Raw genomic sequence first — 22,197 nt, forward strand, 5'->3', positions numbered from 1 at the left:
TGCGAAGACCGGGGTGCCGGCGGCCGTGGGCGCCCTCGCGGGGCAGGTGACCCTCGCGGGCGGCAGCCTGGTGCTGCAGCTCGTGGCGGCCCGCGCACTCGGGGCCGCGGACTTCGGCGTGTTCGCGCTGCTCCTCGGCACGATCGTGATGGCCACCGCCGTGTCCACCGGCCTGGTCGGTGACTCGCTCACGGTCCTCGACCGGCAGGACCCCGCCGTTCGGTCCGCCCTCGCCCGCTGTGCGGTGCTCACGATCGTGGTCGCGACGGCGGCTGGCCCCCTGGCCGCCGTCGCGACCGCCGGCCTGTCCCCCACGGAGGCGATCGCCTTCGGCGCCGCGACGGGGGCGTTCATGGCGGCCGACCTGGCTCGCCGGTTGCTCATGGCGGCGCTGCGGTTCTGGTACCTGGTGCTCGTCGACGGCCTCGCCTTCGGAGCTGCCGTCGGCGCGCTGACCGTGGCTGCGGCGAGTGGACGCCTGTCGCTGACCGCCGTCCTCCTGGCCGTCGCGCTCGGCCAGGCCACCGCGTGCGGCATCGCCCTCGGCTGCGCGCCCGTGTCGGAGCGGACCCGCCCTCGCCCCTGCCCCGGGGGGATGCGTCAGGTCCTCGGCTTCGGGGGCTGGCGCGCGGTCCAGCAGTTCGTGCGGCCGACGACGCTCAACCTCACCCGCTGGCTCGTGCTCGTGGCGGCCGGCACGGCGGCCGTCGGTCAGCTCGAGGCCAGCCGACTCGTGGTGGCGCCCGCGATGCTCCTCGTTCAGGGACTCGGGTCCTACCTGTTCGCGTCGTACGCCGCGGACCGCGCGGCCGCGGCTTCGACGCTGCTCGCACGCGCGGACCGGGCCGCCGCGGTGATGCTGCTCGGAGCGCTGGTCGTCACGGTGACCGCGGCGGCCGCCGTGCCCCTGGCGGGCCCCCTGCTGGGCTCGGCCTACCGGCTCTCGCTCCCGGCCCTGCTCGGCTGGGGCTGCTATGCCGGGTCGTGCGCGGCCGTGCTCCCCTACGGGAGCCTGGCCGCGGTCCGGGGACGGCAGGTCGCCGTGCTGGGCCTGCGCGTCGCCGATGCGGCACTCGCGCTGGCGGCGGTGTCGATCGCGCTGGTCCTCCTCGGCCTGCCCCCGGCGTCCGCGCCCTGGCTGCTCGCGGGTGGCTCGTTCGCCGGCGGCGTGCTGTGCCGCCAGCTCCTGCTCCGCCCGCTCACCGTCACGGCGGCACTCGCCGCACCCCGCGAGGTGGTCGCGTGAGCCCGACCGCCACACTCACCGAGCCACGGCTCGGCGCACCCGACCCACCGGTCCTTGTGTCGCCACTCACACGGCCGTCGACCCGCCTGCTCACGGTGTGGCTCGTCGTCCTGGTCTCGTCCGTCGCCTGGCGTCGCGGGGTCTACTACTCCGGCGGGCTCGACGTCGTGGTGCTCGCGAAGGCGGCGCTCGGTGTGCTCGCGCTGGTGCTCGCCGCCACCGCACCCCGCACCGGTCCCTCGTGGGCACAGCTGCGCGCCGGCCCGGTCCCCTGGGTCACCGCCTACCTGGCGATCTCCGTGGTCGGGGCGCTGCTGCACGGCACGGGCTTCGCCACCGCGGTCCTCGCCGCCCGGGTCGTGCTGATCACGGTGACCGTGGTCCTGCTCGTCCGTGCCTACCCGTGGCCCGAGCTGCTCAGCGCCCTCACCACGGCGATGCTGGTGCTCGCCGGGGTGGGCACCGTCACCGGCCTCGGCTCGCTGGCCGAGTCGGGGCGACTGTACGGCGGCATCCCGCCGTTGAACGCCAACGAGATCTCGCTGCTCGTCGGCGTCCCCCTCGTCTGCCTGGTCTGGCGGTGCGTGAACCGCAGCGGCACCTGGTGGGACGTCGCGGCGATCCCGCCCCTCCTGACGGTCGTGTGGCTGACCGGCACGCGCACCGGCCTGGCGGCGCTGCTGCTCGCGTTCGCGCTGCTGGTCGTGATGACGGCGAGGATCCCGCCGGCGCTGGTCGTGGTCGGCGCGCTCCTGGTGCCCGCGCTGCTGTTCGTCGCGTTCTTGACGCCCCTGCTGTCCAGCTACGTGACGCGCGGCGACCCGGCGGCCACCCTCACGCTCAACTCCCGCACGGTGGCCTGGGAGGCCGCGGTGCACTACGCCGACGACGGGTCCAGCCGGCTCTTCGGGTCCGGCCTCGCCGTCAAGGAGGTGCCGGTGTCGGCGCTCTACCGCAGCGAGCAGATCCTCGACAGCACCTGGGTCTCGGGGGTGGTGCAGGCCGGCGTGATCGGCACCGCGATCCTCGCGGCGATGGTCCTGGTCACCCTCGTCCGGGCACTCCGGCTCGAGCCTCCGCTGCGTTCGCTCAGCTTCGCCGTGCTGACGCTGCTGGTCGTCCGCAGCGTGCTCGAGAGCGGGCTGTTCGACGCGTCACCGGCGTACGTCCCGTTCTTGTGCTTCGCCCTGGGGGTCAGCCCCCTCACCGCCCGGGAGTCCTCATGAGGTTCCACGTCCTGGTCGTCTGCAGCGCCAACGTGTGTCGTTCGCCCCTGGTCGCCCTCCAGCTGGCCCAGCAGCTCGAGCTCGCGGGGTCGGGTGATCGGGTCCAGGTCGGGAGCGCGGGCGTCCGCGCCGTCGACGGGCAGCCCGCCTGTCTGGAGATGGCGAGCATGGCGGCCGCACACGGCCTGTGCCCCGATCGTCTTGCCGCGCACCGTTCGCGCCAGCTCACCCACGACCACGTGGCGCTGGCCGACCTGATCCTGACCTCGGACCGACAGGTGCGCGCGAGTCTGCTGAGGCTGGCACCGCTCGCGGCGCCGTACACGTTCACCGTCCGGGAGGCCGCAGCGCTGGCCGAGCGCCTGGGGCCGCCGCAACAGTCCGGGCCGGCCGAGGACCGGCTGTGGTCCTGGGTCGACGCCCTGAACACCGGGCGGGGGCTGGTGGAGCTCCCCCGCACCCGGCACCTGCTGGCGATGCCCCTGACGTGGCGTCCTCTGCCCGTCCACGACCACGACATCCCCGACGCCCACCAGCACGACCTGGCGCCACACCGCCTGGTGCACCGGATCTCCACCGAGTCGACGCGGCAGTTCGGCCGGAGCCTCGTGGCGTGCTCCGCGGCCGGGATCCGGTGACCCGTGGACGTCGAGCTGCTCGTGGTTGGCGACCGGTTGCGCGGGTGGCACGCCACGCTCGCCCAGGCTCTCACGGAGGCGGGCGCGTCCGTCCGCGTCTCACGCGTCCCCGCCGGACGCACCTGGAGCACCGCCACCACCACGCTGCAGCGCCGGCAGCAGCGGTGGCACCACCTCGCTCCGAGCGGGTCCGCGACACTCCCCGGAGAGCACCTCTCCGGTCTCACATCGGGGCGACACGCCCGCGGCGTCGCCCCGCCGGACATCCGGCTCGACCTCACCGGCGCCCCGGACCGAGCCGGCTGCTGGCGGCTCACCTACGACGGCGAGACGGACGAGGACGCTGCGGTACGCGCCCTCCTCGCGGGCCGGTTCCCCGTGGTCCGAGTCGTCGACGCGGACGGCGGCGTGCTGGTCGAGGGCCGTCCCGGCAGCGAGGTGCCCGGGGTGGCCACCGCGGCGCTCGACGACGTGCTCGCGGGGTGCGTGCAGCTGGCGCTGGCCGCGGTCACCGGTCGGTCGCTGCGTCTCCCCGACGAGCCGGAGGGCGGACCCGCCACCGGCCCCGCGCCGCACCGGACACCCGCCCAGGCCTGGCGCCGGTCCCTGGCCTCGGCGCCTGCCCGCCGGGCCTATCACCTGCTCTACCGCAGCCCGCACTGGAGGGTGGGCTGGCGCTGGGTGGACGGACCCGGGCTCCTCGAGCAGGCCGAGCTCCCGACGCTCGGCTGGCACCGGCTGCCCGACGACGGGCAGCACTTCTACGCCGACCCGTTCCCGATCCTCGTCGACGGCCGCGCCTACGTGTTCGTCGAGGACTTCGACCACCGCGTCGGGCGTGGAGTGATCTCGGTGGTGGAGCTGGACGAGAACGGCCCTCGTGCGACCCCTCGGCCGGTGCTGGAGAGCGCCGTCCACCTGTCCTACCCGGCCGTTCTCCAGGACGGCGGCTGCTTCTGGATGATCCCCGAGACCTCCGGAGCACACCGGGTCGAGCTCTACCGCGCGACCGCGTTCCCCGACCACTGGACGCTGGACACGGTGCTGCTCGAGGGCATCGACGCCAACGACGTGACACCGTTCCGCCACGGCGGCAGGTGGTGGCTGTCCGCGACCGTGCGCGATGGCGGATCCTGCTCCGACACCCTGCACCTGTGGCACGCCGACCGGTTGCGCGGACCGTGGCTGCCCCATGACCGCAACCCGGTGCTGGTCGACATCGCCAGCGCCCGGCCCGCCGGCCGGCTCGAGCTGCACGGCACCCGGCTGCTCCGCCCCGCACAGGACTGCTCGAGGAGGTACGGCGGGGGTCTCGCCGTGGCGGAGGTCGTCGAGCTCACCACCGAGTCCTTCGCCCAGCGGGTCGTCGCCCGCGTGTCGCCCGGGCCACCCTGGCCGGGGCGCTGCCTCCACACGGTCAACCGGGCCGGCCGGCTCGAGGTCGTCGACGGCTCGGCGCGCTCGTCGCGGCTGCGCTCCGGGAGCCGCCCCTGAGCCTGGATCCAGCGCCCCTGAGCCTGGATCAAGGCTGAGGGCACCGCGACAGCGCCGGCGGGCGTCAGGTTTTTGACAAAGCTCGCCCGGGAATGGCAGCGTCCAGCACGTCCAGGGGGACATGCATGGCCGCGCCACATCACGTCCGAGGTATGCCCATGCCCTCATCGAGCCCCCTGTCGACCTCCCGCCCCTTTCGACTGTCCCTCTCCCTGGCTCTCGCGCTCGGGAGCGCCACCCTCGTGGCGGCCGGCACCTCGCCGGCGACCTCGGTCACGCCGTCCGCCGGCTCGACCCTCGTGGTCTCCCCCCACGGTCAAGCGTCCGGCCGCGGCACCAGTGCGTCGCCGCTGAGCAGCATCCAGGCCGCCATCGACCAAGCCTCGGCGGGAGACCGGATCGTCGTGCGCGGCGGCGTCTACCACGAGTCCGTGACGGTGCCCGCGGGCAAGCAGCTCACCCTCGTGGCCGCACCGAAGGAGAAGGTCTGGCTGGACGGCTCGTCGCCGGTCACCACGTGGGAGCAGTCGGGCAACGCGTGGGTCCACTCGGGGTGGACGGTCCAGTTCGACCACAGCCCCACCTACACCTGGGGCGCGGCCGACGGCACTGACCCCGACTGGTCGTTCGTCAACCCCGACCACCCCATGGCGGCCCACCCCGACCAGGTCTGGCTCGACGGGGTCGCCCAGCGACAGGTGGCCTCGGCGTCCCAGCTCGGCCCCGGCGCCTTCTTCGTCGACGAGACCGGTGACAAGCTCCTCCTCGGGAGCGACCCGACCGGCCACACCGTCCTCGCGAGCACCCTGGCGAAGGCGCTCTCCATCCGGGCGGCGGGCACGACGGTCGACGGCATCAACGTACGACGGTTCGCCCCCTCGGTGCCGCACATGGGTGCGGTCACCGTCGAGGCGCCCAACGTGAGCCTCGACCACCTGGTCATCAGCGACAACGCCACCACCGGGCTCTTCGTGGCCGACACCGACGCGGTGCTCGACCGCGTCAAGGTGCTGCGCAACGGCATGCTCGGCCTGGGCGCGACGTACGCCGACCGCATCCGGGTCCTGCACCTCGTGAGCCGCCGCAACAACACCGAGCTGTTCAACGCGGCGCCCGTCGCCGGCGGCGTGAAGATCGACCGCACCCGCGGGGTGCTCGTCTCGGGTGCCGACATCCGCAGCAACAACGGCAGCGGGCTGTGGTTCGACGAGTCGGCTCGGGACATCACGGTGATCGACAGCAGCATGCGCGACAACACCAACCACGGGCTGTCGCTGGAGATCTCGGCGACCGCGACGGTCGCCGACAACGTGATCGCGGGGAACGCCGGGTTCGGCATCAAGGTCAACGACACCAGCGACGTCGCGATCTGGAACAACACGATCGTCGACAACGGCCGGCCCGTGAACATCGTCCAGGACGATCGTGACGCCAACGATCCCCGCACTCCCGGGCACGATCCGCGCTTTCCGGTGCCGACGCCCGGCGTGACCTGGATCAACGGGCCGGTGGACGTCCACAACAACGTCTTGACCCGCGGCCGTCCCGAGGCCAACTGCCTGCTGTGCGTCGAGGACTACTCCGGCCGGTTCAGTGCCGACCAGCTCGGCGTCACCGCCTCCGGGAATGTCTACGCCCGCCCGACCCGGTCCGCCCCCACCTGGGACGTCGTGTGGTCCCAGGGCTCCGGGAACCCCGACGTGTTCACCTCGCTGGACGAGTTCAACCGGGCGACCGGTCAGGAGGGGCGACGGCTCGAGATCGTCGGTCGCCCGGCGGTGACGGCGGCGCTGCGGCCGACCAGCGAGGTCCAGAACGCGACCGCGAGCGTCGCCGTACCGCTGCCGGCGACGATCGCCCGCCTGCTCGGACGCACGCCCGGTGTCCTCCACCTGGGTGCCTGGAACGGCTGACCGCAGACTCATCCGTGTCGCCCGACCGGGACGTCGTCGGGCTCGGCGGCCGTCCGCGGGACGGTCGCCGGGTCTGGCTCCGACCCGGCCGGCGGGAGCGGGCGGGCCCCGAACGGCTGCAGTGCCGGCGTGTGGTCGGTCACCGACGCTGTCCACTCGTCGGGCTCGGGCTCGTCGGCCCGCCAGGCCTTGGCCTGCAGCAGCGTCGAGAACCTGCCCCGCGCGTGCACCCGGACCTCGACCTGCTCGCCCGGGGCCACGACCCGGTCGGCGGGCCCGTCCCACAGCGTGCGCTCGACGCCGCCGGTCCGCAGGCCGAGCATCAGCGACACGGCCCCCGCAGCATCCACGACCACCTGGACGAAGTAGTGGTCCGACCCGGTCCCCCGCGGGCGCAGCCGGAGGGCGGACCCGGTCACCTCGGCTCCCTGCGACCGGCCCGATCCCATGACGGCTCGGATGTCGACGTCGACCGGGTCGCCCGCGAGCGTCGCCGCGTCCGACCGGGCCGCACCGGCCGGGAACGTCGCGAGCTCGCCGCGTGACCCGTCGAGGCGGGCCGTGTAGTCGCGGCTCTCGGACCCGCGACGGCGTCGCTCGCCGGCGAGGACGCTGCCGAGCAAGGTGAGCCGGGATCCGCGCAGTGTCTCCAAGCAGCCCGTCACCTGGTCGCGGCGGACGAGGCCGGACCTGATGACGAGCACCACCCCGTCGACCAACCGCGCGAGGACGACGGCGTCGGTCACCGACAGCATCGGCGGCGAGTCGTAGAGGACGATGTCGAACCGCTCGCGCAGCTGGGCGACGAGTGCCGTCATGGCAGCCGACCCGAGGAGCGCCGCCGGATCCGGAGGCAGCGAGCCCGCCGGGAGCACCGTGAGCATGCCGTCGTTCCACGACACCAGCACCTCGTCCAGGTCGCGCTCACCGACCAGCACGTCGGAGAGACCGATGCTCCCGTCGATTCCCAGGAACCTCGACACGGACGGTCGGCGCAGGTCGGCCTCGACCAGGCACACCGAGGCCCCCGACTGTGCCCAGGCGATCCCCAGGTTGCAGGTGACCGTCGTCTTCCCCTCCCCGGTGACGGAGGAGGTGACCACGAAGTGACGCAGGTCGTGGTCGACCGCGGCGAACTTCAGCGCGGTGCGCACCGTGCGGTAGCGCTCGGCGGAGGTGGACCGCCACTCGAGCGCGACGAGGGGGCGCCGACGCGCGGACCGTTCGTGGAGGCTCGACCCCAGCGGGGACATGCCGGTGAGCGCCCGCACGTCGTGGGCAGACTTGAGGCGGCGGTCGAGACTGTGCCGCAGCACGGCACCGGCGAGCCCCAGCGCGAGCCCGGCGGCCGCTCCGAGCGTCAGGTCGACGAGCACGCGTGGGGAGGACGGCGCCGTGGGCTCCGCCGCCGGCCGGGCGAGCGACACCTTCACGTTGGACACCTGGGAGTCACGCGGCGTCTCCAGCTCCTCGATGACGATGCCCAGGCGCACCGAGACGGCGTCCGCGAGACGGGCTGCCAGAGCCGGGTCCGCATCGGACACCGAGACGTCGAGCAGCACGGTCTCCGGCGCGCTGCTCACCGAGATCTGCCGCCCGAGCTGCCGCACGGTGGTCGTGAGGCCCAGCTGCGCGATCACCGGGTCGAGGACCTCGGGGCTCTTCACGAGCGGGGCGTACGACTTCACTCGCTGGACCGCGAACTGCGAGCCCTGGAAGATCTCCGACTGCCCGGAGCTGTCCACCCGCTCGGCCACGGTCACGAAGGACATGGCCGTGGCCGTGTAGCGCGTCGGCGACATCAGGATCACCACGCCGGCCGCCAGCAGCCCGGCGGCGAGCCCGGCGCCCCAGACCCGCCAGCGTCGCTGCAGCACGAGGACGTACTCCGCGAAGGTCACGCCGGACTCGCACGCAGATCGTCGACGAGCCCCAGCACGGGCGCGTTGGTCGCCGAGCCGGACAGGTACGCGTACAGGCCGATGCCACCAGGCACCTGCAGTGCCGCCGTCGTGTCGGTCGCGGTCACCGTCCACTCGACGGGCTCGACGGCACCGTCCGCCCAGACCTTGGCCCGCACGGTGGTGGGCGCGGTGCCGATGGCCTGGACCCGGACGTGGAGCAGGGTGCCCGGCACATAGGTCAGGCCGGACACGGTCCGCGACCGCAGGCTCGTCTCCGTGCCACCGGTGTTGCGCCCCACCGAGAGCGCGACCGCGCCTCCGGAGACCAGCCGGACGTCGGCGAAGTAGCCGTCGCCCCCACTCAGCAGCCGTGGCTGCACGGTCAGGTAGATGCCGCCGCCGGTGGGCGCCTTGTCCGCCCCGACCCGGACCTGCAGGTCGGTGTCCGTGCTGGAGACCGAGCTCAGCACCATGCCGGGACCGGCGCCGGCGCGTCCCATCCGGATCCGGCCCACACCGTCAGCCACCGAGAAGTTCGTCGCAGACCCGGACCGGACCCAGGTGCCGCCCAGGTCAGCGGTCCCCCAGCTGTCGGTGAGGGTCCTGGTGAACCCGTCGAGCGCGAAGGGGGTCACGGCGCCCGGCGCCACGACGACCTGCTGGGTGACGGTGCCGGTGGCGCCGTCGTCGTCAGTCACGGTCAGCGTGACGTCATAGGTCCCCGCCTCGGCATAGGTGTGCACCGGGTTGGGGTCGGTCGACGTCCCACCGTCACCGAAGGCCCACACCTGGCCCGCGATCGTGCCGTCCTCGTCGGTCGAGGTCGACCCGAAGCCCACCTTCAGGTCCGTGACGGTCGCCGTGAACGACGCCACCGGGGCGAGGTTGACCGGCTCGGTCACGACGACCTGCTGGGTGACGGTGCCGGTGGCGCCGTCGTCGTCGGTCACGGTCAGCGTGACGTCATAGGTCCCCGCCTCGGCATAGGTGTGCACCGGGTTGGGGTCGGTCGACGTCCCACCGTCACCGAAGGCCCACTCCTGGCCCGCGATCGTGCCGTCCTCGTCGGTCGAGGTCGACCCGAAGCCCACCTTCAGGTCCGTGACGGTCGCCGTGAACGACGCCACCGGGGCGAGGTTGACCGGCTCGGTCACGACGACCTGCTGGGTGACGGTGCCGGTGGCGCCGTCGTCGTCGGTCACGGTCAGCGTGACGTCATAGGTCCCCGCCTCGGCATAGGTGTGCACCGGGTTGGGGTCGGTCGACGTCCCACCGTCACCGAAGGCCCACTCCTGGCCCGCGATCGTGCCGTCCTCGTCGGTCGACGTGGACGCGAAGGTCACGGTGAGGTCCTCCACCGTCGTCTCGAACGACGCGACCGGCGCAACAGGCTCGGTCACGACGACCTCCTGCGTGACGGTGCCCGTGGCTCCGTCGTCGTCGGTCACGGTCAGCGTCACCGCATAGGTTCCCGCCTCGGCGTACGTGTGCTCGGGAGCCGCCTCGGTGGACGTCTCACCATCGCCGAAGGCCCACTCCAGGCTCTCGATCGTGCCGTCCTCGTCGGTCGACGTCGACGCGAAGGTCGCGGTCAGGCCGTCGACGGTCGCTCCGAAGCTCGCGACCGGCGAGACGTTGCCCGTGACGGCGGCGACGTAGTGCGCCGCGATCTCGGCCTCGCCGAGGGCACGGTAGTAGACCGCGACCTCGTCGAGGTCGCCGGCGAAGAACGCGTTGGACGGGGCCGAGGGCCAACGGCTCAAGGAGTCACCACCCACACGCCAGTAGCCCAGCGCGAGGTGCTCCCCGACGGTGACGTCGGAACGCGCGCCCACCAGGGTGCCGTCGACGTACAGTCGCATGCCCTCCGGGGAGAGACTGGCCGTGGCGAGGTGCCAGGCGCCGTCGTTGTAGGTCTGGGGGCTGGCGACGACCTGCCGGTTCTGGTTGGGCTTCACCCCGAACAGGACGTGCCCGGCGTTGTCCAGGTAGAGCTGCCGGTCCGTCTTGCTGGAGTTGCGGTCGATCCGGTCACCGCGGCCGACGAGCTTGCCCCCCCTGGTCGAGGTGGTCCGGAACCACGCCTCGAGCGTGAACACGTCCGGCGGGCTGTCCTGCACGCTCGTGTAGACCCGTGACGTCGTCGACCCGGCCAGCCGCACCGCGGTGGAACCGGGCTCGGACAGCAGCGCCCCCGGCGCCCCGAGCGTCGCGCCCGTCGCCGTCGCGGTCAACGGCTGGAAGCCCGCCGCGTCGGCGACCGTGGTTCCCGAGGCCTCGTCGAAGCGCCACCAGTGCGTGGGCTCGCTCGCCTCGACGGCATCGGCGTAGGGGCTGTCGGCGCCGGTGGAGGCCACCGTGACCTCGGTCCACGGCGTGTTCGCGATGTTGCCGTACGCATCGGTCACCGCCACCCGGTAGCGGTGGGTAGATCCCGGGTCGAGGCCGGTGTCGGTGTAGTCCATGCCGTAGGGGTTCCACCAGCTCGCCCGCACGCTGCGGGACTGCAGGAGTCCGGCGCCGCTCTGGGTGTCGCGGTAGAGGCGGTAGGTGAGGTAGTCGTTGTCGATGTCCTGATTGGTCGCCCAGCTGATCCGCACCGTGCCCTTCTCCGTGGAGCGCAGGTTCAACGGGTACGTCGTGCTGTAGAGGCTCGGCCCCTGGCTGTTGGGTGCCAGGCCGGGCCGCGCGAAGCGGACCAGCCCCTGCTGCGCTCGGCCGTTGACGCGGGTGAACTCGCCGCCCATCGAGATGTAGTCGGCGTTGCCGGTCACGCTCCAGGGGCCCTGCACCTGACCCGTGTAGGTGCCGGCGTTCAGGCTGGGGAACCAGGTCAGCATCGAGGAGCGCGGCTGCCCCTCGAAGTTGAAGTAGCGTCCCTGGTCGGGCTCCCAGGTGACCGTGCCTGTCACGTCGCGACCGAACGCGGTCGCGCGGAAGTACGGGTAGTCGCCCACGTCGCCCGCCCCCTGGCGGATGCCGTCGATGTTCTCGCAGAAGTGCGTGTGGCTGGCGGCGTACACGACGTCTCCCTGCACGTGCAGTGAGTACGTGTCGCCGTGGCAGTCGTCGGTCCAGTGGACCGACCCGTCGGCCCAGGACGCCGAGAACGTCCCCTCCCAGGTCCCGCCCGTGCGCCCATAGGTGTAGCCGCCGCCGTACACGTAGTCGCTGTCGGCAGCGAGAGTGGTGATCGCGCCGTCGGCAGTGCCGTCGCGGATGATCGAGTTCGCCAGGAACGGCAGGCTCACGCCCGTGGCGGCGTCGACCATGCCGAGGCCGTAGCCGGGGTTGTCGGAGCCGTTGAGTGCCGTGAACGACCCGCCGACGGCGATCTTGGTGCCCTCGGGGTTGATCGCGAGCGCCCACACGTCTCCCCCGGTCACCGCGGGCGTCCACGCGAGCAGCGCCCCGTTCGCCGCGTTGAAGGCCGCGAGACCCTGGCGCACCTGGGTGCCGACGTCCTGGAACTCACCGCCCGCGTAGACGGTGGTGTTCGTCGCCACGAGAGCGTTCACGTGGTAGTTCATCGGCGGGTTGAACGACGCGAGGAGCGCCCCGGTGGTGGCGTCGAACGCCGCGATGCGGCGGTGCGAGATGCCGTTGATCGTCGTGAAGTCGCCACCCACGTAGATCCGGGTCCGGTCCGGGGAGACGGTCACCGCGCGGACCTGGGCGTTGAACGAGGGGGCGAACGAGGTCACGAGCTCGCCGGTCCGCACGTTGTAGGCGAGCATGTTGTTCCGCGTCACGGTGCTCGTCCCCGCGGCGGCCCCCGCCGGCCGCGCCGTCGTGAAGCTGCCGCCGGCGTAGACGATGTCGCCGATGATGGCCTGCGACCAGACGACACCGTCGATCTGGGCCGTGGGCAGGCCGTCGGCGGACACCGTGACCGGGGACCGGGGGTCGAGGGGATCCTGCGGCGCCGTGTCCGACATCGCTCGGGGTGCGGGGACCAGCAGCAGGCCCGCCACGGCGAGGGCGATCACGACCAGCGTGCTCAGGAGGACCCGCCCCACGTCGTACCTGACCGTGGGCCCGACCACGTGCCGGGTCCGGCCAGCTGCGATCACCGTCATTGCCTTGCTCCGATCACCAGGCGCGCCGGTACGGCGTGCTCGAGGCCTTGGTCCTGCGGGACGCTAGGAGCGACCTGCACCACGTCCGGCCGCAGGAGGCGCCCGCTACGCGAAATTGGGGACGGCCGGCCGAGCCCGCCCGGGGATCCGTGTTCACGCGACCGATCCGATCAGCTCCACGCCGGGGGCCGTTCCCGTGTAGCTCGCGACCACCTGGACATCCCCGCGCTCCGCCACGGGGATCGCGAAGACGTAGCGGGCGACCTGGGAGCGCCCGGCTCCGAGGAGCCCGCCGAACGGTCGCGCGTCCGCCCCGGTCAACGTGACGGCCGGCGTCTCGGCCGCGCCGTACGACACGGAGAGCACCACGCTCTCCAGCGACACCGCGCGGCGCGCCCGGTTGCTGATCTCGACGGTGAGTCGTACGGCGGGTCCCGCGATCTCGCCCGGCCCTCGGGCGACACCTCGGACCGCGTCGACCCCGGTCACCCGCAGGCTCAGAACCGCGTCGAAGTGCGCGGTGACGTCGAGGGGGACGGGGCGCCGGATCCGCATCTCCCCGGCAGGCACCGTCGCCGGGGGCCGAGGGGCCGTCGCGCTCGACGCCGGGGACGCCGGCGCACCCGCCGAAGCCACCGCCGCCGCGGGGTGGTCGGGGCCGGCCGCGTCGTCGGGCGTGCCATACCCGATCAGGACGGCTCCGCCGAGGAGGACCGCTGCGACGCCAGCGCCGACCGCCGCCGTACGTCCGGACGGTCCAGCGAGACGGCGAGTCGTCACGGCTCCTCCTCGCGGCAGTGCGGTCGCCCTCGCGACCGGCCCCGGTGCGAGCAGACCTCGCCCGGACGGCGCGATGGGCGACAGCTCGCCAGGGTCCCCACTCTTGGGGATTCCGGCGCCCCCACCGGCGTCGTGCCGGGCGGCACGCCGAAGGTCGGAGGGACAGGACCACCCAGGTCGATCCCCGGGGGGCGCGGATGACCACGAGCGTTGCTCACATCGCCCGCAGGGCGCTGATCGCCGTGGCCGCCTGCCTGGCCCTGGTCGTCGGGTCGGGGCTGGGGGCTCTTGCCTACCTGGACCACCAGCTCGACGAGGTGGATCGGATACCCGGGGTGTTCGACGAGCTCGGGCCCCGCCCGGAGCGCGTCCGGACCGGATCCGCGGCCACGGCGATGAACATCCTGCTGCTGGGGACCGACCGCCGTTCGAAGGTGCCGACCACGGGGTCGTCGGCGGCCGGATCGGCGTGGGTCTACGGCGCCCAGCGCTCCGACGCGATCATGCTCGTGCACGTTGACGGGGACCGCGATCAGATCACGGTGACGTCGCTGCCGCGCGACTCCTGGGTCCCGGTCCCCGGCTACGGCATGGCCAAGCTCAACGCCGCCTACTCCTACGGCGGCGCGGCACTGGCCATCCGGACCGTCGAGCAGCTCACCGGCGTCCACATCGACCATCTCGCGGTGATCGACTGGGACGGCTTCCGTGAGCTGATCGACGCCGTCGGCGGCATCACCGTCACCGTGCCCGAGACCGTCTACGACTCCGCGCGGGGCATCACCTGGACCGCCGGGGACCACCACCTCGACGGTGACCGCGCGCTGGACTACGTCGGACAGCGCTACGGGCTGCCGGGCGGAGACCTCGACCGCGTCCGGCGCCAGCAGAAGGTGCTGGGCACCCTGGCCGAGCAGACGATGGGGCTGCGCGACAGTCCGACCGGCATCGTCGAGTTCGTCAACATGCTGACCGACCACGTCTCGGTCGACGACAGGTGGAGCTCACGCGAGCTGGCGACACTGGCCTGGTCGCTCCGCGACGCCGGCAGTGACGGCGTCCGCTGCCTGACCGCGCCCGTGAGCGGCCTCGGCTGGGCCGGTGACCAGAGCGTTGTCTGGCTCGACCGGCGACGGGGCGCGGCGCTGTGGCGCGCCGTCCGGGACGACCGCCTGGACCAGTGGCTGGCGGCCCACCCCCAGACCGAGGACGGGCCGCCATGAGCCCCCGTCCTCGCCGTACGTGGCCTGGACCAGCGGCCGCTGCACGTCCGATTTCGCATTCTGTTGACGCTCGTTTTGCGCCGGCGTTGCTTGACTTCGAGGAACATCACCAGGGGGCACGATGCACCACGCATTCGTCGATGAGATCCAACAGGGACACCCGCACCCGGAGCTCGGGGCCCGCCCGCCGCGGCTGGGGTCCCCGATGAGGCGCCCCGCCGCGAAGCCTCGTCCGATCCGGTCGACCGTCGAGCGACTGCGCCTGGTCGTCGCGCCCGTCGTACGCGACCACCGTGGCCACGCCTCGGACCGCGCGTCCGACGACGCGGCCGCACAGCTCGAGGCCGAGCTGGCCCACGAGCGCGATCGGCTGCACGAGCTGCGGTCCACCGTGAGCGGGCTGGTCGCGTCGTACCACCTGTTGCAGGAGCGGCAGGTCGAGCTGAACTCGGCGGCCCGGTCGCGGCTCGAGCAGCTGCACGGCGCCGAGCTCGACCGCCTGGAGCGCCTTCTCGCCGACCAGGCCACCGGTCCCACGGAGTCGATCGACCTCGGGGCCATCATCGACACCTTGGTCGAGACCCTCCGGGTGCGCGGCCACGATGTCGCGTGGGCAGGGACCACCACCCGCGCGTGGGGCCGCCAGGACGACGTCGCCCAGGTCCTCCACGTCCTGCTGGAGAACGCGGTCCGTCATGCCTTCGGGAACGAGGTCGAGGTGACGGTCTGCCCGGGCGTCGAGACCGTGGAGATCGGGGTGCACGATCGCGGACCCGGTGTCGCACCGGAGGTCCGGCAGGACCTGTTCGAGCGCGGTGTCCGTCGCCTGGACTCCCCGGGTGAGGGCATCGGTCTGTGCATCGCCCGCCGGCTCGCCGACCAGATGGGCGCGGTCCTCCGGCTCGACCCGAGCGACTCGAGCAGCCCCGGGTCCACGTTCGTCCTGTGCCTCCCGGCCATGCCCGCGTCGGCGTCGTGGGTCGGCGAGCTGGGCTGATCAGCCGGTTGGGCGGCCGGTTGGGCGGTCGGCGCCACGCGCCGCGCAGCCTGCCCATCACCGAAATGCGGGATGTGCCGTCGCAGCCGACACCGCGCGACGAGCGCGCGATGACCCTCGGTGCGAGGAGGTATCTCATATGACGACCGTGCTGCCCTTCCGCGCCTCGGCGCTCCTGGAGGAGCGGGCCCGCGGCCGGGTCCTGACCGCACCCGGACGCGTCACCTGGCCCCGCCTGCTGCCGGCCGTCGACGGGCTCACCGCCTTCCTCGCCGCCCTGGCGGTGCGGCCGTGGGGTGGGCTCGTCGGTACGACGCCGGGCGCGTCCGTGCTGGCGGCCGCAGGGCTCGCAGCGGCGTGGACGGGGCTGCTCGCGGCTGGCGGCGCCTACGACTCGACGGCACTCGGACCGCAGCCGAGCACCCGGACCCTCCTGCCTGCGGCCGTGCTGCCACTCGCGGTGCTCCTGCCCGCGGCACTGCGGGGCGCCACCGTCGACGCGTCCCGGTTGGTGGTGCTGACGACCGCGGTCGCGGCGACGGCGTACGCCCAGCACGTGATCGCCGACCTCGTCGCCAGGCGCACCGGCGCGCCCGCACGCACGATCCTGGCGGGCCACGCGCACGGCGTGCAGTGGATGCTCGACGACCTCCAGGCCAGCGGGCGGCTCTCGGTGGTCGCGGTGTGCTTGACCGAGCGCGCCACCGAAGCCGACTTCGGCGTGCCCGTCGTCACCGGCTTCGGCAACCTCAGGAGCTGCGTCTCCGCCCACGGCGCGGAGGCCGTCGTCGTCGTCCCCTGCCCGCACGTCGAGCCGATGCTGATCCGCAGGCTCGGCTGGGACCTGGACACCTCCGGTGCCGACGGCCCCGACCTGTTCGTCACCACCGGTCTGCCCCAGGCGCGAGCGGATCGCCTGCGGGTGGCGGCCGCCGGAGCGGTCCCACTCGTCCGGCTCCGTCCGGCCCAGGCGTCTCCGGTCTCGGGCGCGGCCCACGCCGGCAAGCTGGTGGGTGAGCGCTCCCTCGCAGCCCTCGGCCTGATCGTCTTTGCCCCGCTCCTGCTTCTCCTCGCTCTCCTGATCCGCGCGGAGTCGCCGGGCCCAGCGGTGTTCCGTCAGACCCGAATCGGGAAGGACGGTGCCACGTTCACCATGTTCAAGCTGCGCACGATGCGGGCGGACGCCGCCGAGCTGCAAGCCTCCCTCTCGGCCCGGACGCCGGCGGACCTCATGCTGTTCAAGATGCACGCCGACCCCCGCATCACCCGGCTCGGGCGGCTCTTGAGGACGTACTCGCTCGACGAGCTCCCGCAGCTGGTCAACGTCGTGCTGGGACAGATGGCTCTCATCGGGCCGAGGCCGGCGTTGCCCTGCGAGGTCGAGCGCTACGACGCCGACGCGTTCCGGCGCCTCGCGGTGACGCCGGGCATGACCGGTCTGTGGCAGGTCTCCGGACGCTCCGACCTCTCGTGGGAGGAGTCGCTGCGCCTGGACCTTCGGTACGTCGACGACTGGTCACCCGGGCTCGATGCGCGCATCCTGCTGCGCACCGTGGGCGCGGTGGTCGGGCATCGCGGCGCCTACTGAGGAGTCCACGACGCCTGCGTTTCCCACGTTTTGGGGATGTGCGGGCCGTCGCGACCGGGGATCGTGGAGCTCACCGGACCCAGTCCGGTGCCCGGAACGGCTCACCAGCCGTACCACCCGGTGCCGGGCTGCGCGCGGCACCGGCCCTTCACGGGGAGCTGCGGTGGCGCCGGCTCCGCCCTACCCATGTCCCCCCATGGCGGCGGTCGGCGGAGGCCGGATGCGGCTGGTGGGCCCTCTCCGAGTCCAGGTCTGGACCGCCCTCAGGACCTTGTGCTCTGCGGATCACGTTCGCCTGCACGAGGCGAGGCACGCGGCTAGCCTGACCAGAAGAGCGGTCCACGACCGGTTCCTGCCGCGAGCAGGAACGAGGCGATCGGCATGACTGACAGGCAGAACCTCATCCAGATCAGGCTCCTCGGGCCGCTGGAGGTGCGCCGGCTCGACGGATCCGTGGTCGCTCTCGAGGAGTGGAGAACCGGCAAGACCAGGGATCTGCTTTGCATGCTCGCGCTCAGCGGGGGACGCTCCGTGCGCACGGAGACGATCGTTCAGCGGCTCTGGCCCGACGTCGACCCCGAGCGCGGGCGGGCCAGCCTGCGCACCGCGTGCTGTCAGATCCGCCGTGTCATGCGGACGAACTGTGTCCTCCGGCGACCCGACGGCCTGGTGCTCAGCGACGCCTGGGTCGACACCTCGAGCTTCATGCAGGCCGCGCACCGGGCTGCGGCAGCGGCGCGGATCCGGCACCACACCCGGGTGCTCGCGATCTTCTACGCCGCCGGACCGCTCTACGGAGACGACTTCCACGCCCACGACGACGAGAGCAGCTGGGCCCTCGCCGAGCGGGAGAACCTGCGCCATGCCTGGCACCAGCTGCTCTGCGACGCAGCGGCCGCGGGCCTCGAGCTGCACCAACCCCACGAGTCCCTCGAGCTCGCCACGATGGCCGTCCGGGCCGATCGTTCCTCGGAGACCGGCCACCGCCTGGTGATGCAGGCGTACGCGGCGCTCGGAGACACCGGGAGGGCGCTCGAGGCCTACGAGGCCTGCCGCGGACACCTGGCCGAGACGCTCGGCGCCGACCCCTCCGCCCAGACCCAGGACCTGCACCTGAGGCTGCTGCGCGGCGAATCGGCATGAACCCGGGGCGCCCGGCCCGGCGGGTCAGCAGGCGTCCCGCGTGCGAGCCGGACCGGCGACGTCGTCCTTCACCGTGTCGTAGACCGCAACGGCTGCGAGCTGCGTGCGGACACCGAGCTTGTGCAAGATCGCCTGCACCTGACTGCGCACCGTTGCACGAGCCACACCCGATCGCTCGGCGATCCGGGCGACGGCGTCTCCTGCATGCAGCTCGCGCAGCACCGCCAGCTCTCTCGGGGTCAACGACCGCACCCGTCCGATGACCAGGCAACGCCCGAGCCCGACGACCCGCCAGGCCTCCACCAGCGCCTGCTCGTCGTCAGGACCCAGCCCCGGCTCACCGTTCGCGGCGCTCTCGATCGCGCCGCACAACCGTTCGAGGCTGACGGTGCTGGACAGCACCGCGGCCGCGCCGGCATCGAGGACCCCTCCCCAGGTCGGCCCCGGAGCTGCGCCCGCGAGGACGATCCACGGGGGCGCCGTCCCCCTCACCAGGGCACGGGCCTCCTCGAGGCGCGCGTCGGGCTCGAGGTCGCTGAGGAGGACACCCACCTCGGCCTCGACCGGCACCTCCCCCGCGTCGACCGGCCAGCCCCTGACCCGCTGGGTCCGGAACCCGACAGAGGACAACGCCGCCCCCACCGACTCCACCACCAGCAGGTGGTCGGCGCAGACGACGACTCGGCGCTGGAACATGACCCCACCAGCGTGGTCCCCGCCTCGCCGGCGGACACCGGTCGACACCGGCCGCACCCTGATATTGGGGACCCCCACCGGACGCGACAGGTCGGGCGTCCCCCAAATGGGGGATTGCCCACGAGGCTCCCTGCGCGGCCACCGGTCCGGCGTACGGTCGGGCACGCGCCATGACGGGGGAGAGTCAGATGCGGGACATCGGAGGTCAGCACCACCAGGATCGATCCGATCGGACGGCATGGTGGTGGACACCGTGATGACCATGCACCCGGCGCCGGCCAGGAGCAGGGTGCGCATCGTGGTCGTCGAGGACCACGCGCTCTTCGCCGAGTCGCTGGAGCTCGCACTGACCCTCGAGGGCTACGACGTACGGCGCGTCCCGGTGCCCGACCACCCCAGTGCGCCCGGGCAGGTGCTCGCCGTGTCGAACCGGTGGAAGCCACGCATCGCGCTCGTGGACCTGGATCTGGGCCGGTTCGGTGACGGCGTCGACCTGATCAACCCGCTGGCCAGGTCCGGCGTCAACGTCGTCGTGGTCACCGCGTCGACCGACCACGCCCGCTGGGGTGAGTGCGTGCAGCACGGCGCCCGCAAGGTCGTGTCGAAGAACCAGCCGCTGAACGACATCCTCGCGGTGGTGCGCAGGCTGAGCCAGGGGTTGCCCGTGATCGACCACGCGGAGCGCGAGGAGCTCCTCCGCCTGTGGCAGGAGCGGTGTCGCGCGCAGCAGGCGGCTCGCGACAAGCTCGCGACGCTCACGCCGCGCGAGCGCGAGATCCTGGGTCAGCTGATGGAGGGCCACCCGGTCCGGGACATCGCGCGCCACGACTTCGTCTCGGAGGCGACGGTCCGCACCCAGGTGAAGTCGATCCTGGCGAAGCTCGAGGTCAGCTCGCAGCTGGCCGCTGCCGGCCTGGCGCGCAGCGTGGGTTGGCAGGCTCCCGAACCGAGTCCCTGACCGGTCGGCCGGCACCGGGGGCCGGCGTGCGTACGCCGGCCCGAGGCCTCACTCGTAGCCGTGCTCGGCGACGAACGCGACGATGCGCTCGGCCAGCTCGGGGCGGCACACGATGAGGTCCGGCAGGTAGACGTCCTCCTGGTTGTAGGCCAGCGGCGTGCCGTCGATGCGCGAGGTGAAGAGACCGGCCGCACGGGCGACGGCGACCGGTGCCGCGGAGTCCCACTCGTACTGGCCGCCGGCGTGGACGTAGGCGTCGGTGAGGTCGCGGGCCACCGAGATCACCTTCACCCCGGCCGAGCCCATCGGCACCAGCTCTGCGTCCAGCTCCTCGGCGAGCGCGTGCACGAACGCCGGCGGACGGCTGCGTGAGACGGCGATGCGCGGGCGCGGCGCGGTGCTCGGGGGTACGACGGGGGGCGCGCCGGTGTGGAAGGTCTCGCCGAGCGCGGGCTGGGCGACCGCGCCGGCGACCAGGTCGCCGTCGACCCACAGGGCGACGTGCACGGCCCAGTCGTCGCGGGGAACCTCGGAGAACTCCCGGGTGCCGTCGAGGGGGTCGACGATCCAGACCCGGCTGCTCGTCAGCCGCACCTTGTCGTCCTTGCCCTCCTCGGACAGCACGGCGTCGCCCGGCCGGTGCTGGGCGAGCAGGTCCATCAGCAGCTCGTGGGCGGCACGGTCGCCGGCGTCCTTGAGCTCGCGGCCCTCGAGACCCTCCTGGCGCACCTCGAGGAGGCGATCCCCGGCGACCGTCGCCAGCCAGGCGGCCAGCACGTGGTCGTCGGTCGCGGCGGCGGCGGGCGGGGTGCCGGGGTCGAAGCTCATGCCCCGAACCCTATCGAGCACCCGATCCGACGTTGACCCGCCCGAGACTTTCGGGCGGGTCAACGTCGATCAGGAGTTGAACTGCTGCTGGGTGCGCTCGAGCCCCTCGCTGACCAGCGTCTCCACCGCGTCGGCGGCGCGGTCCACCTGGAACGGCAGGATCTTGCGCTCGGCCGTGGAGTAGCTCGACAGCACGAAGTCGGCCGGGTCCTGCCGACCCGGCGGCCGGCCGATGCCGACCCGGATCCGGAAGAAGTCGCCGGTGCCGAGCGAGGAGCGCATCGAGCGCAGGCCGTTGTGCCCGTTGTCGCCGCCGCCGAGCTTGACCCGCATCGTGTCGAAGGCGATGTCCAGCTCGTCGTGGATCGCGATGATCCGCTCCGGCGGCACCTTGTAGAAGCCGGCGAGCTGCTTGACCGGGCCGCCGGTCTCGTTCATGTAGCAGCGAGCCTTCATCAGCACCACGCGCGGACCGTCCTGCCCGGGCATGCCCAGCCGGCCCTCGACGACCTCCGCGCGACCCGACTTGTGGGCACGAAACGGTGACCCCAGTCGAGACGCGAGCTCGTCGACGACCAGGTAGCCCACGTTGTGGCGGTGGCTGGCATAGGTCGGGCCGGGATTGCCCAGCCCGACCACCAGCCACACGGGGGTGGTGGAGTCGGCCACGCGATCCCGGCCCTCTCTACGAATCAGTTGACGCAGGTGACCGAAGGTCACTCCTCGGAGGATCCCTCGGACGACTCGGCGCCGACCTCGTCGACGTCGTTGTCGGACTCCTCGCGCTCGATGCCGGCCTCGGCCTCGGCCTCCTCCAGCTCCGCCTCGAGGGCCTCCGCGGACTGCTGCCCGGTCACGTTGACGATCAGCGTCTCCGGGTCGAGCAGCAGCGTGCTGCCGGAGGGCAGCTTGAGGTCGGACGCGTGGATCAGCGTGCCCGCCTCGGCGCCCTCGATGTCGACCTCGATGAACTCGGGGATGTGCGTGGCCTCGGCCTCGAGCTGAATGGTGGCCGTCTCGGTGACGACCAGCGTCTCGCGGGCGGCCTCGCCGACCAGCTGCACCGGAACCTCGACGGTGACCTTCTCGCCCTTGATGACGGCGACGAAGTCGATGTGCTCGAGCAGCCGCTTGATCGGGTCGATCTGGACCTGCTTGGTCAAGGCAAGGTGGGCCTTGCCGTCGATGTCGAGCTCGAGCAGGGCGTTGGCGCCGCCGTGCTTGAGGGCCATCATCGTCTCGTGGCCGGGCAGCGTGACGTGAATCGGGTCGTTGCCGTGGCCGTACAGGACCGCCGGGACCTTGTTCTCGCGGCGGATCCGGCGGGCGGCGCCCTTGCCGAACTCGGTGCGGGTCTCGGCCTTGATCTTCTCGGACATGATGCGCTCTTCTCCTCGGTGGTGCTGGCCTGATGGTGGTTCTCGGTCTCGGGGCCGCGGCTCGGATCGAGGCGGCACGTCCGGACGGATCAGCCAGCCCTGTCG

17 protein-coding genes are annotated in these 22,197 nt (G+C 72.7%); 10 read left to right on the forward strand and 7 right to left on the reverse strand.

Annotated elements, in window-relative coordinates; translation table 11 throughout:
- Positions 1–13 precede the first annotated feature (13 nt).
- From AC3ANS_RS19020 to AC3ANS_RS19040, 5 genes are all read left to right on the forward strand, one after another.
- Entirely contained in the window at positions 14–1,246 is a 1,233-nt protein-coding gene (locus AC3ANS_RS19020; protein WP_488293143.1) for an MATE family efflux transporter, read from the forward strand.
- Positions 1,243–2,472, forward strand: a complete 1,230-nt coding sequence (locus AC3ANS_RS19025) for an O-antigen ligase family protein (protein ID WP_488293144.1) — start codon at positions 1,243–1,245, stop codon at positions 2,470–2,472. Before AC3ANS_RS19020 ends, AC3ANS_RS19025 begins: the two co-directional genes overlap by 4 nt.
- Entirely contained in the window at positions 2,469–3,110 is a 642-nt protein-coding gene (locus AC3ANS_RS19030; RefSeq protein WP_488293145.1) for an arsenate reductase/protein-tyrosine-phosphatase family protein, read from the forward strand. The genes AC3ANS_RS19025 and AC3ANS_RS19030 overlap by 4 nt, the downstream gene beginning before the upstream one ends.
- A gap of 3 nt (positions 3,111–3,113) precedes the next feature.
- Positions 3,114–4,604: a glucosamine inositolphosphorylceramide transferase family protein gene (locus tag AC3ANS_RS19035; RefSeq protein WP_488293146.1), complete on the forward strand. Its 1,491-nt coding sequence runs from the start codon at positions 3,114–3,116 to the stop codon at positions 4,602–4,604.
- 158 nt (positions 4,605–4,762) lie between these two features.
- Entirely contained in the window at positions 4,763–6,517 is a 1,755-nt protein-coding gene (locus AC3ANS_RS19040) for a right-handed parallel beta-helix repeat-containing protein (RefSeq protein WP_488293147.1), read from the forward strand.
- Positions 6,518–6,525: 8 nt separating this feature from the next.
- On the opposite strand, the gene AC3ANS_RS19045 is transcribed toward AC3ANS_RS19040, so the two are convergent.
- The 3 genes from AC3ANS_RS19045 to AC3ANS_RS19055 all read right to left on the reverse strand — a co-directional run bounded on the left by AC3ANS_RS19045 (position 6,526) and on the right by AC3ANS_RS19055 (position 13,280).
- The gene (locus AC3ANS_RS19045) at positions 6,526–8,418 is read right to left on the reverse strand and encodes a tyrosine-protein kinase domain-containing protein (protein ID WP_488293148.1); all 1,893 of its coding nucleotides are present in this window, start codon (positions 8,416–8,418) and stop codon (positions 6,526–6,528) included.
- On the reverse strand, positions 8,415–12,500 hold the full coding sequence (locus AC3ANS_RS19050; RefSeq protein ID WP_488293149.1) for a PKD domain-containing protein: 4,086 nt from the start codon (positions 12,498–12,500) through the stop codon (positions 8,415–8,417). The genes AC3ANS_RS19045 and AC3ANS_RS19050 overlap by 4 nt, the downstream gene beginning before the upstream one ends.
- Positions 12,501–12,653: 153 nt before the next feature.
- The gene (locus AC3ANS_RS19055; protein WP_488293150.1) at positions 12,654–13,280 is read right to left on the reverse strand and encodes a hypothetical protein; all 627 of its coding nucleotides are present in this window, start codon (positions 13,278–13,280) and stop codon (positions 12,654–12,656) included.
- A gap of 197 nt (positions 13,281–13,477) precedes the next feature.
- Between AC3ANS_RS19055 and AC3ANS_RS19060 the strand changes: the two genes are divergently transcribed.
- The 4 genes from AC3ANS_RS19060 (at position 13,478) to AC3ANS_RS19075 (ending at position 18,231) form a co-directional block, all read left to right on the forward strand.
- Positions 13,478–14,503, forward strand: coding sequence for an LCP family protein (locus AC3ANS_RS19060; RefSeq protein WP_488293151.1), 1,026 nt, complete (start codon positions 13,478–13,480; stop codon positions 14,501–14,503).
- 205 nt (positions 14,504–14,708) lie between these two features.
- Positions 14,709–15,500 carry a sensor histidine kinase gene (locus AC3ANS_RS19065; RefSeq protein ID WP_488293152.1) on the forward strand — a complete coding sequence of 264 codons (792 nt, stop codon included), beginning with the start codon at positions 14,709–14,711 and terminating at the stop codon, positions 15,498–15,500.
- A 139-nt stretch (positions 15,501–15,639) separates the two neighbouring features.
- On the forward strand, positions 15,640–17,088 hold the full coding sequence (locus tag AC3ANS_RS19070; protein WP_488293153.1) for an exopolysaccharide biosynthesis polyprenyl glycosylphosphotransferase: 1,449 nt from the start codon (positions 15,640–15,642) through the stop codon (positions 17,086–17,088).
- A 381-nt stretch (positions 17,089–17,469) separates the two neighbouring features.
- Complete coding sequence (locus AC3ANS_RS19075) at positions 17,470–18,231, forward strand: AfsR/SARP family transcriptional regulator (protein WP_488293154.1); 762 nt, start codon at positions 17,470–17,472, stop codon at positions 18,229–18,231.
- 24 nt (positions 18,232–18,255) lie between these two features.
- Here the strand turns inward: AC3ANS_RS19075 and AC3ANS_RS19080 are convergent, their stop codons facing one another.
- Positions 18,256–18,927, reverse strand: a complete 672-nt coding sequence (locus AC3ANS_RS19080; RefSeq protein WP_488293155.1) for a helix-turn-helix transcriptional regulator — start codon at positions 18,925–18,927, stop codon at positions 18,256–18,258.
- Between the two features lie 238 nt (positions 18,928–19,165).
- Between AC3ANS_RS19080 and AC3ANS_RS19085 the strand changes: the two genes are divergently transcribed.
- On the forward strand, positions 19,166–19,885 hold the full coding sequence (locus AC3ANS_RS19085; RefSeq protein ID WP_488293156.1) for a LuxR C-terminal-related transcriptional regulator: 720 nt from the start codon (positions 19,166–19,168) through the stop codon (positions 19,883–19,885).
- 48 nt (positions 19,886–19,933) lie between these two features.
- On the opposite strand, the gene AC3ANS_RS19090 is transcribed toward AC3ANS_RS19085, so the two are convergent.
- The 3 genes from AC3ANS_RS19090 to AC3ANS_RS19100 form a co-directional block, all read right to left on the reverse strand.
- Positions 19,934–20,713, reverse strand: a complete 780-nt coding sequence (locus tag AC3ANS_RS19090; protein ID WP_488293157.1) for a 3'(2'),5'-bisphosphate nucleotidase CysQ — start codon at positions 20,711–20,713, stop codon at positions 19,934–19,936.
- Positions 20,714–20,782: 69 nt separating this feature from the next.
- On the reverse strand, positions 20,783–21,382 hold the full coding sequence (gene pth / locus AC3ANS_RS19095) for an aminoacyl-tRNA hydrolase (RefSeq protein ID WP_488293158.1): 600 nt from the start codon (positions 21,380–21,382) through the stop codon (positions 20,783–20,785).
- Positions 21,383–21,429: 47 nt separating this feature from the next.
- Complete coding sequence (locus tag AC3ANS_RS19100) at positions 21,430–22,092, reverse strand: 50S ribosomal protein L25/general stress protein Ctc (RefSeq protein ID WP_488293159.1); 663 nt, start codon at positions 22,090–22,092, stop codon at positions 21,430–21,432.
- Positions 22,093–22,197 lie beyond the last annotated feature (105 nt).

It is taken from the genome of Nocardia sp. 149-1B (genome assembly GCF_057747975.1).

Coding starts and splice junctions, on each gene's coding strand:
- AC3ANS_RS19030 (WP_488293145.1), top strand. CDS start 2,469: ATGAGGTTCCACGTCCTGGTCGTCTGCAGCGCCAACGTGTGTCGTTCG.
- AC3ANS_RS19040 (WP_488293147.1), top strand. CDS start 4,763: ATGCCCTCATCGAGCCCCCTGTCGACCTCCCGCCCCTTTCGACTGTCC.
- AC3ANS_RS19050 (WP_488293149.1), bottom strand. CDS start 12,500: ATGACGGTGATCGCAGCTGGCCGGACCCGGCACGTGGTCGGGCCCACG.
- AC3ANS_RS19060 (WP_488293151.1), top strand. CDS start 13,478: ATGACCACGAGCGTTGCTCACATCGCCCGCAGGGCGCTGATCGCCGTG.
- AC3ANS_RS19065 (WP_488293152.1), top strand. CDS start 14,709: ATGAGGCGCCCCGCCGCGAAGCCTCGTCCGATCCGGTCGACCGTCGAG.
- AC3ANS_RS19070 (WP_488293153.1), top strand. CDS start 15,640: ATGACGACCGTGCTGCCCTTCCGCGCCTCGGCGCTCCTGGAGGAGCGG.
- AC3ANS_RS19075 (WP_488293154.1), top strand. CDS start 17,470: ATGACTGACAGGCAGAACCTCATCCAGATCAGGCTCCTCGGGCCGCTG.
- AC3ANS_RS19080 (WP_488293155.1), bottom strand. CDS start 18,927: ATGTTCCAGCGCCGAGTCGTCGTCTGCGCCGACCACCTGCTGGTGGTG.
- AC3ANS_RS19085 (WP_488293156.1), top strand. CDS start 19,166: ATGGTGGTGGACACCGTGATGACCATGCACCCGGCGCCGGCCAGGAGC.
- AC3ANS_RS19090 (WP_488293157.1), bottom strand. CDS start 20,713: ATGAGCTTCGACCCCGGCACCCCGCCCGCCGCCGCCGCGACCGACGAC.
- AC3ANS_RS19100 (WP_488293159.1), bottom strand. CDS start 22,092: ATGTCCGAGAAGATCAAGGCCGAGACCCGCACCGAGTTCGGCAAGGGC.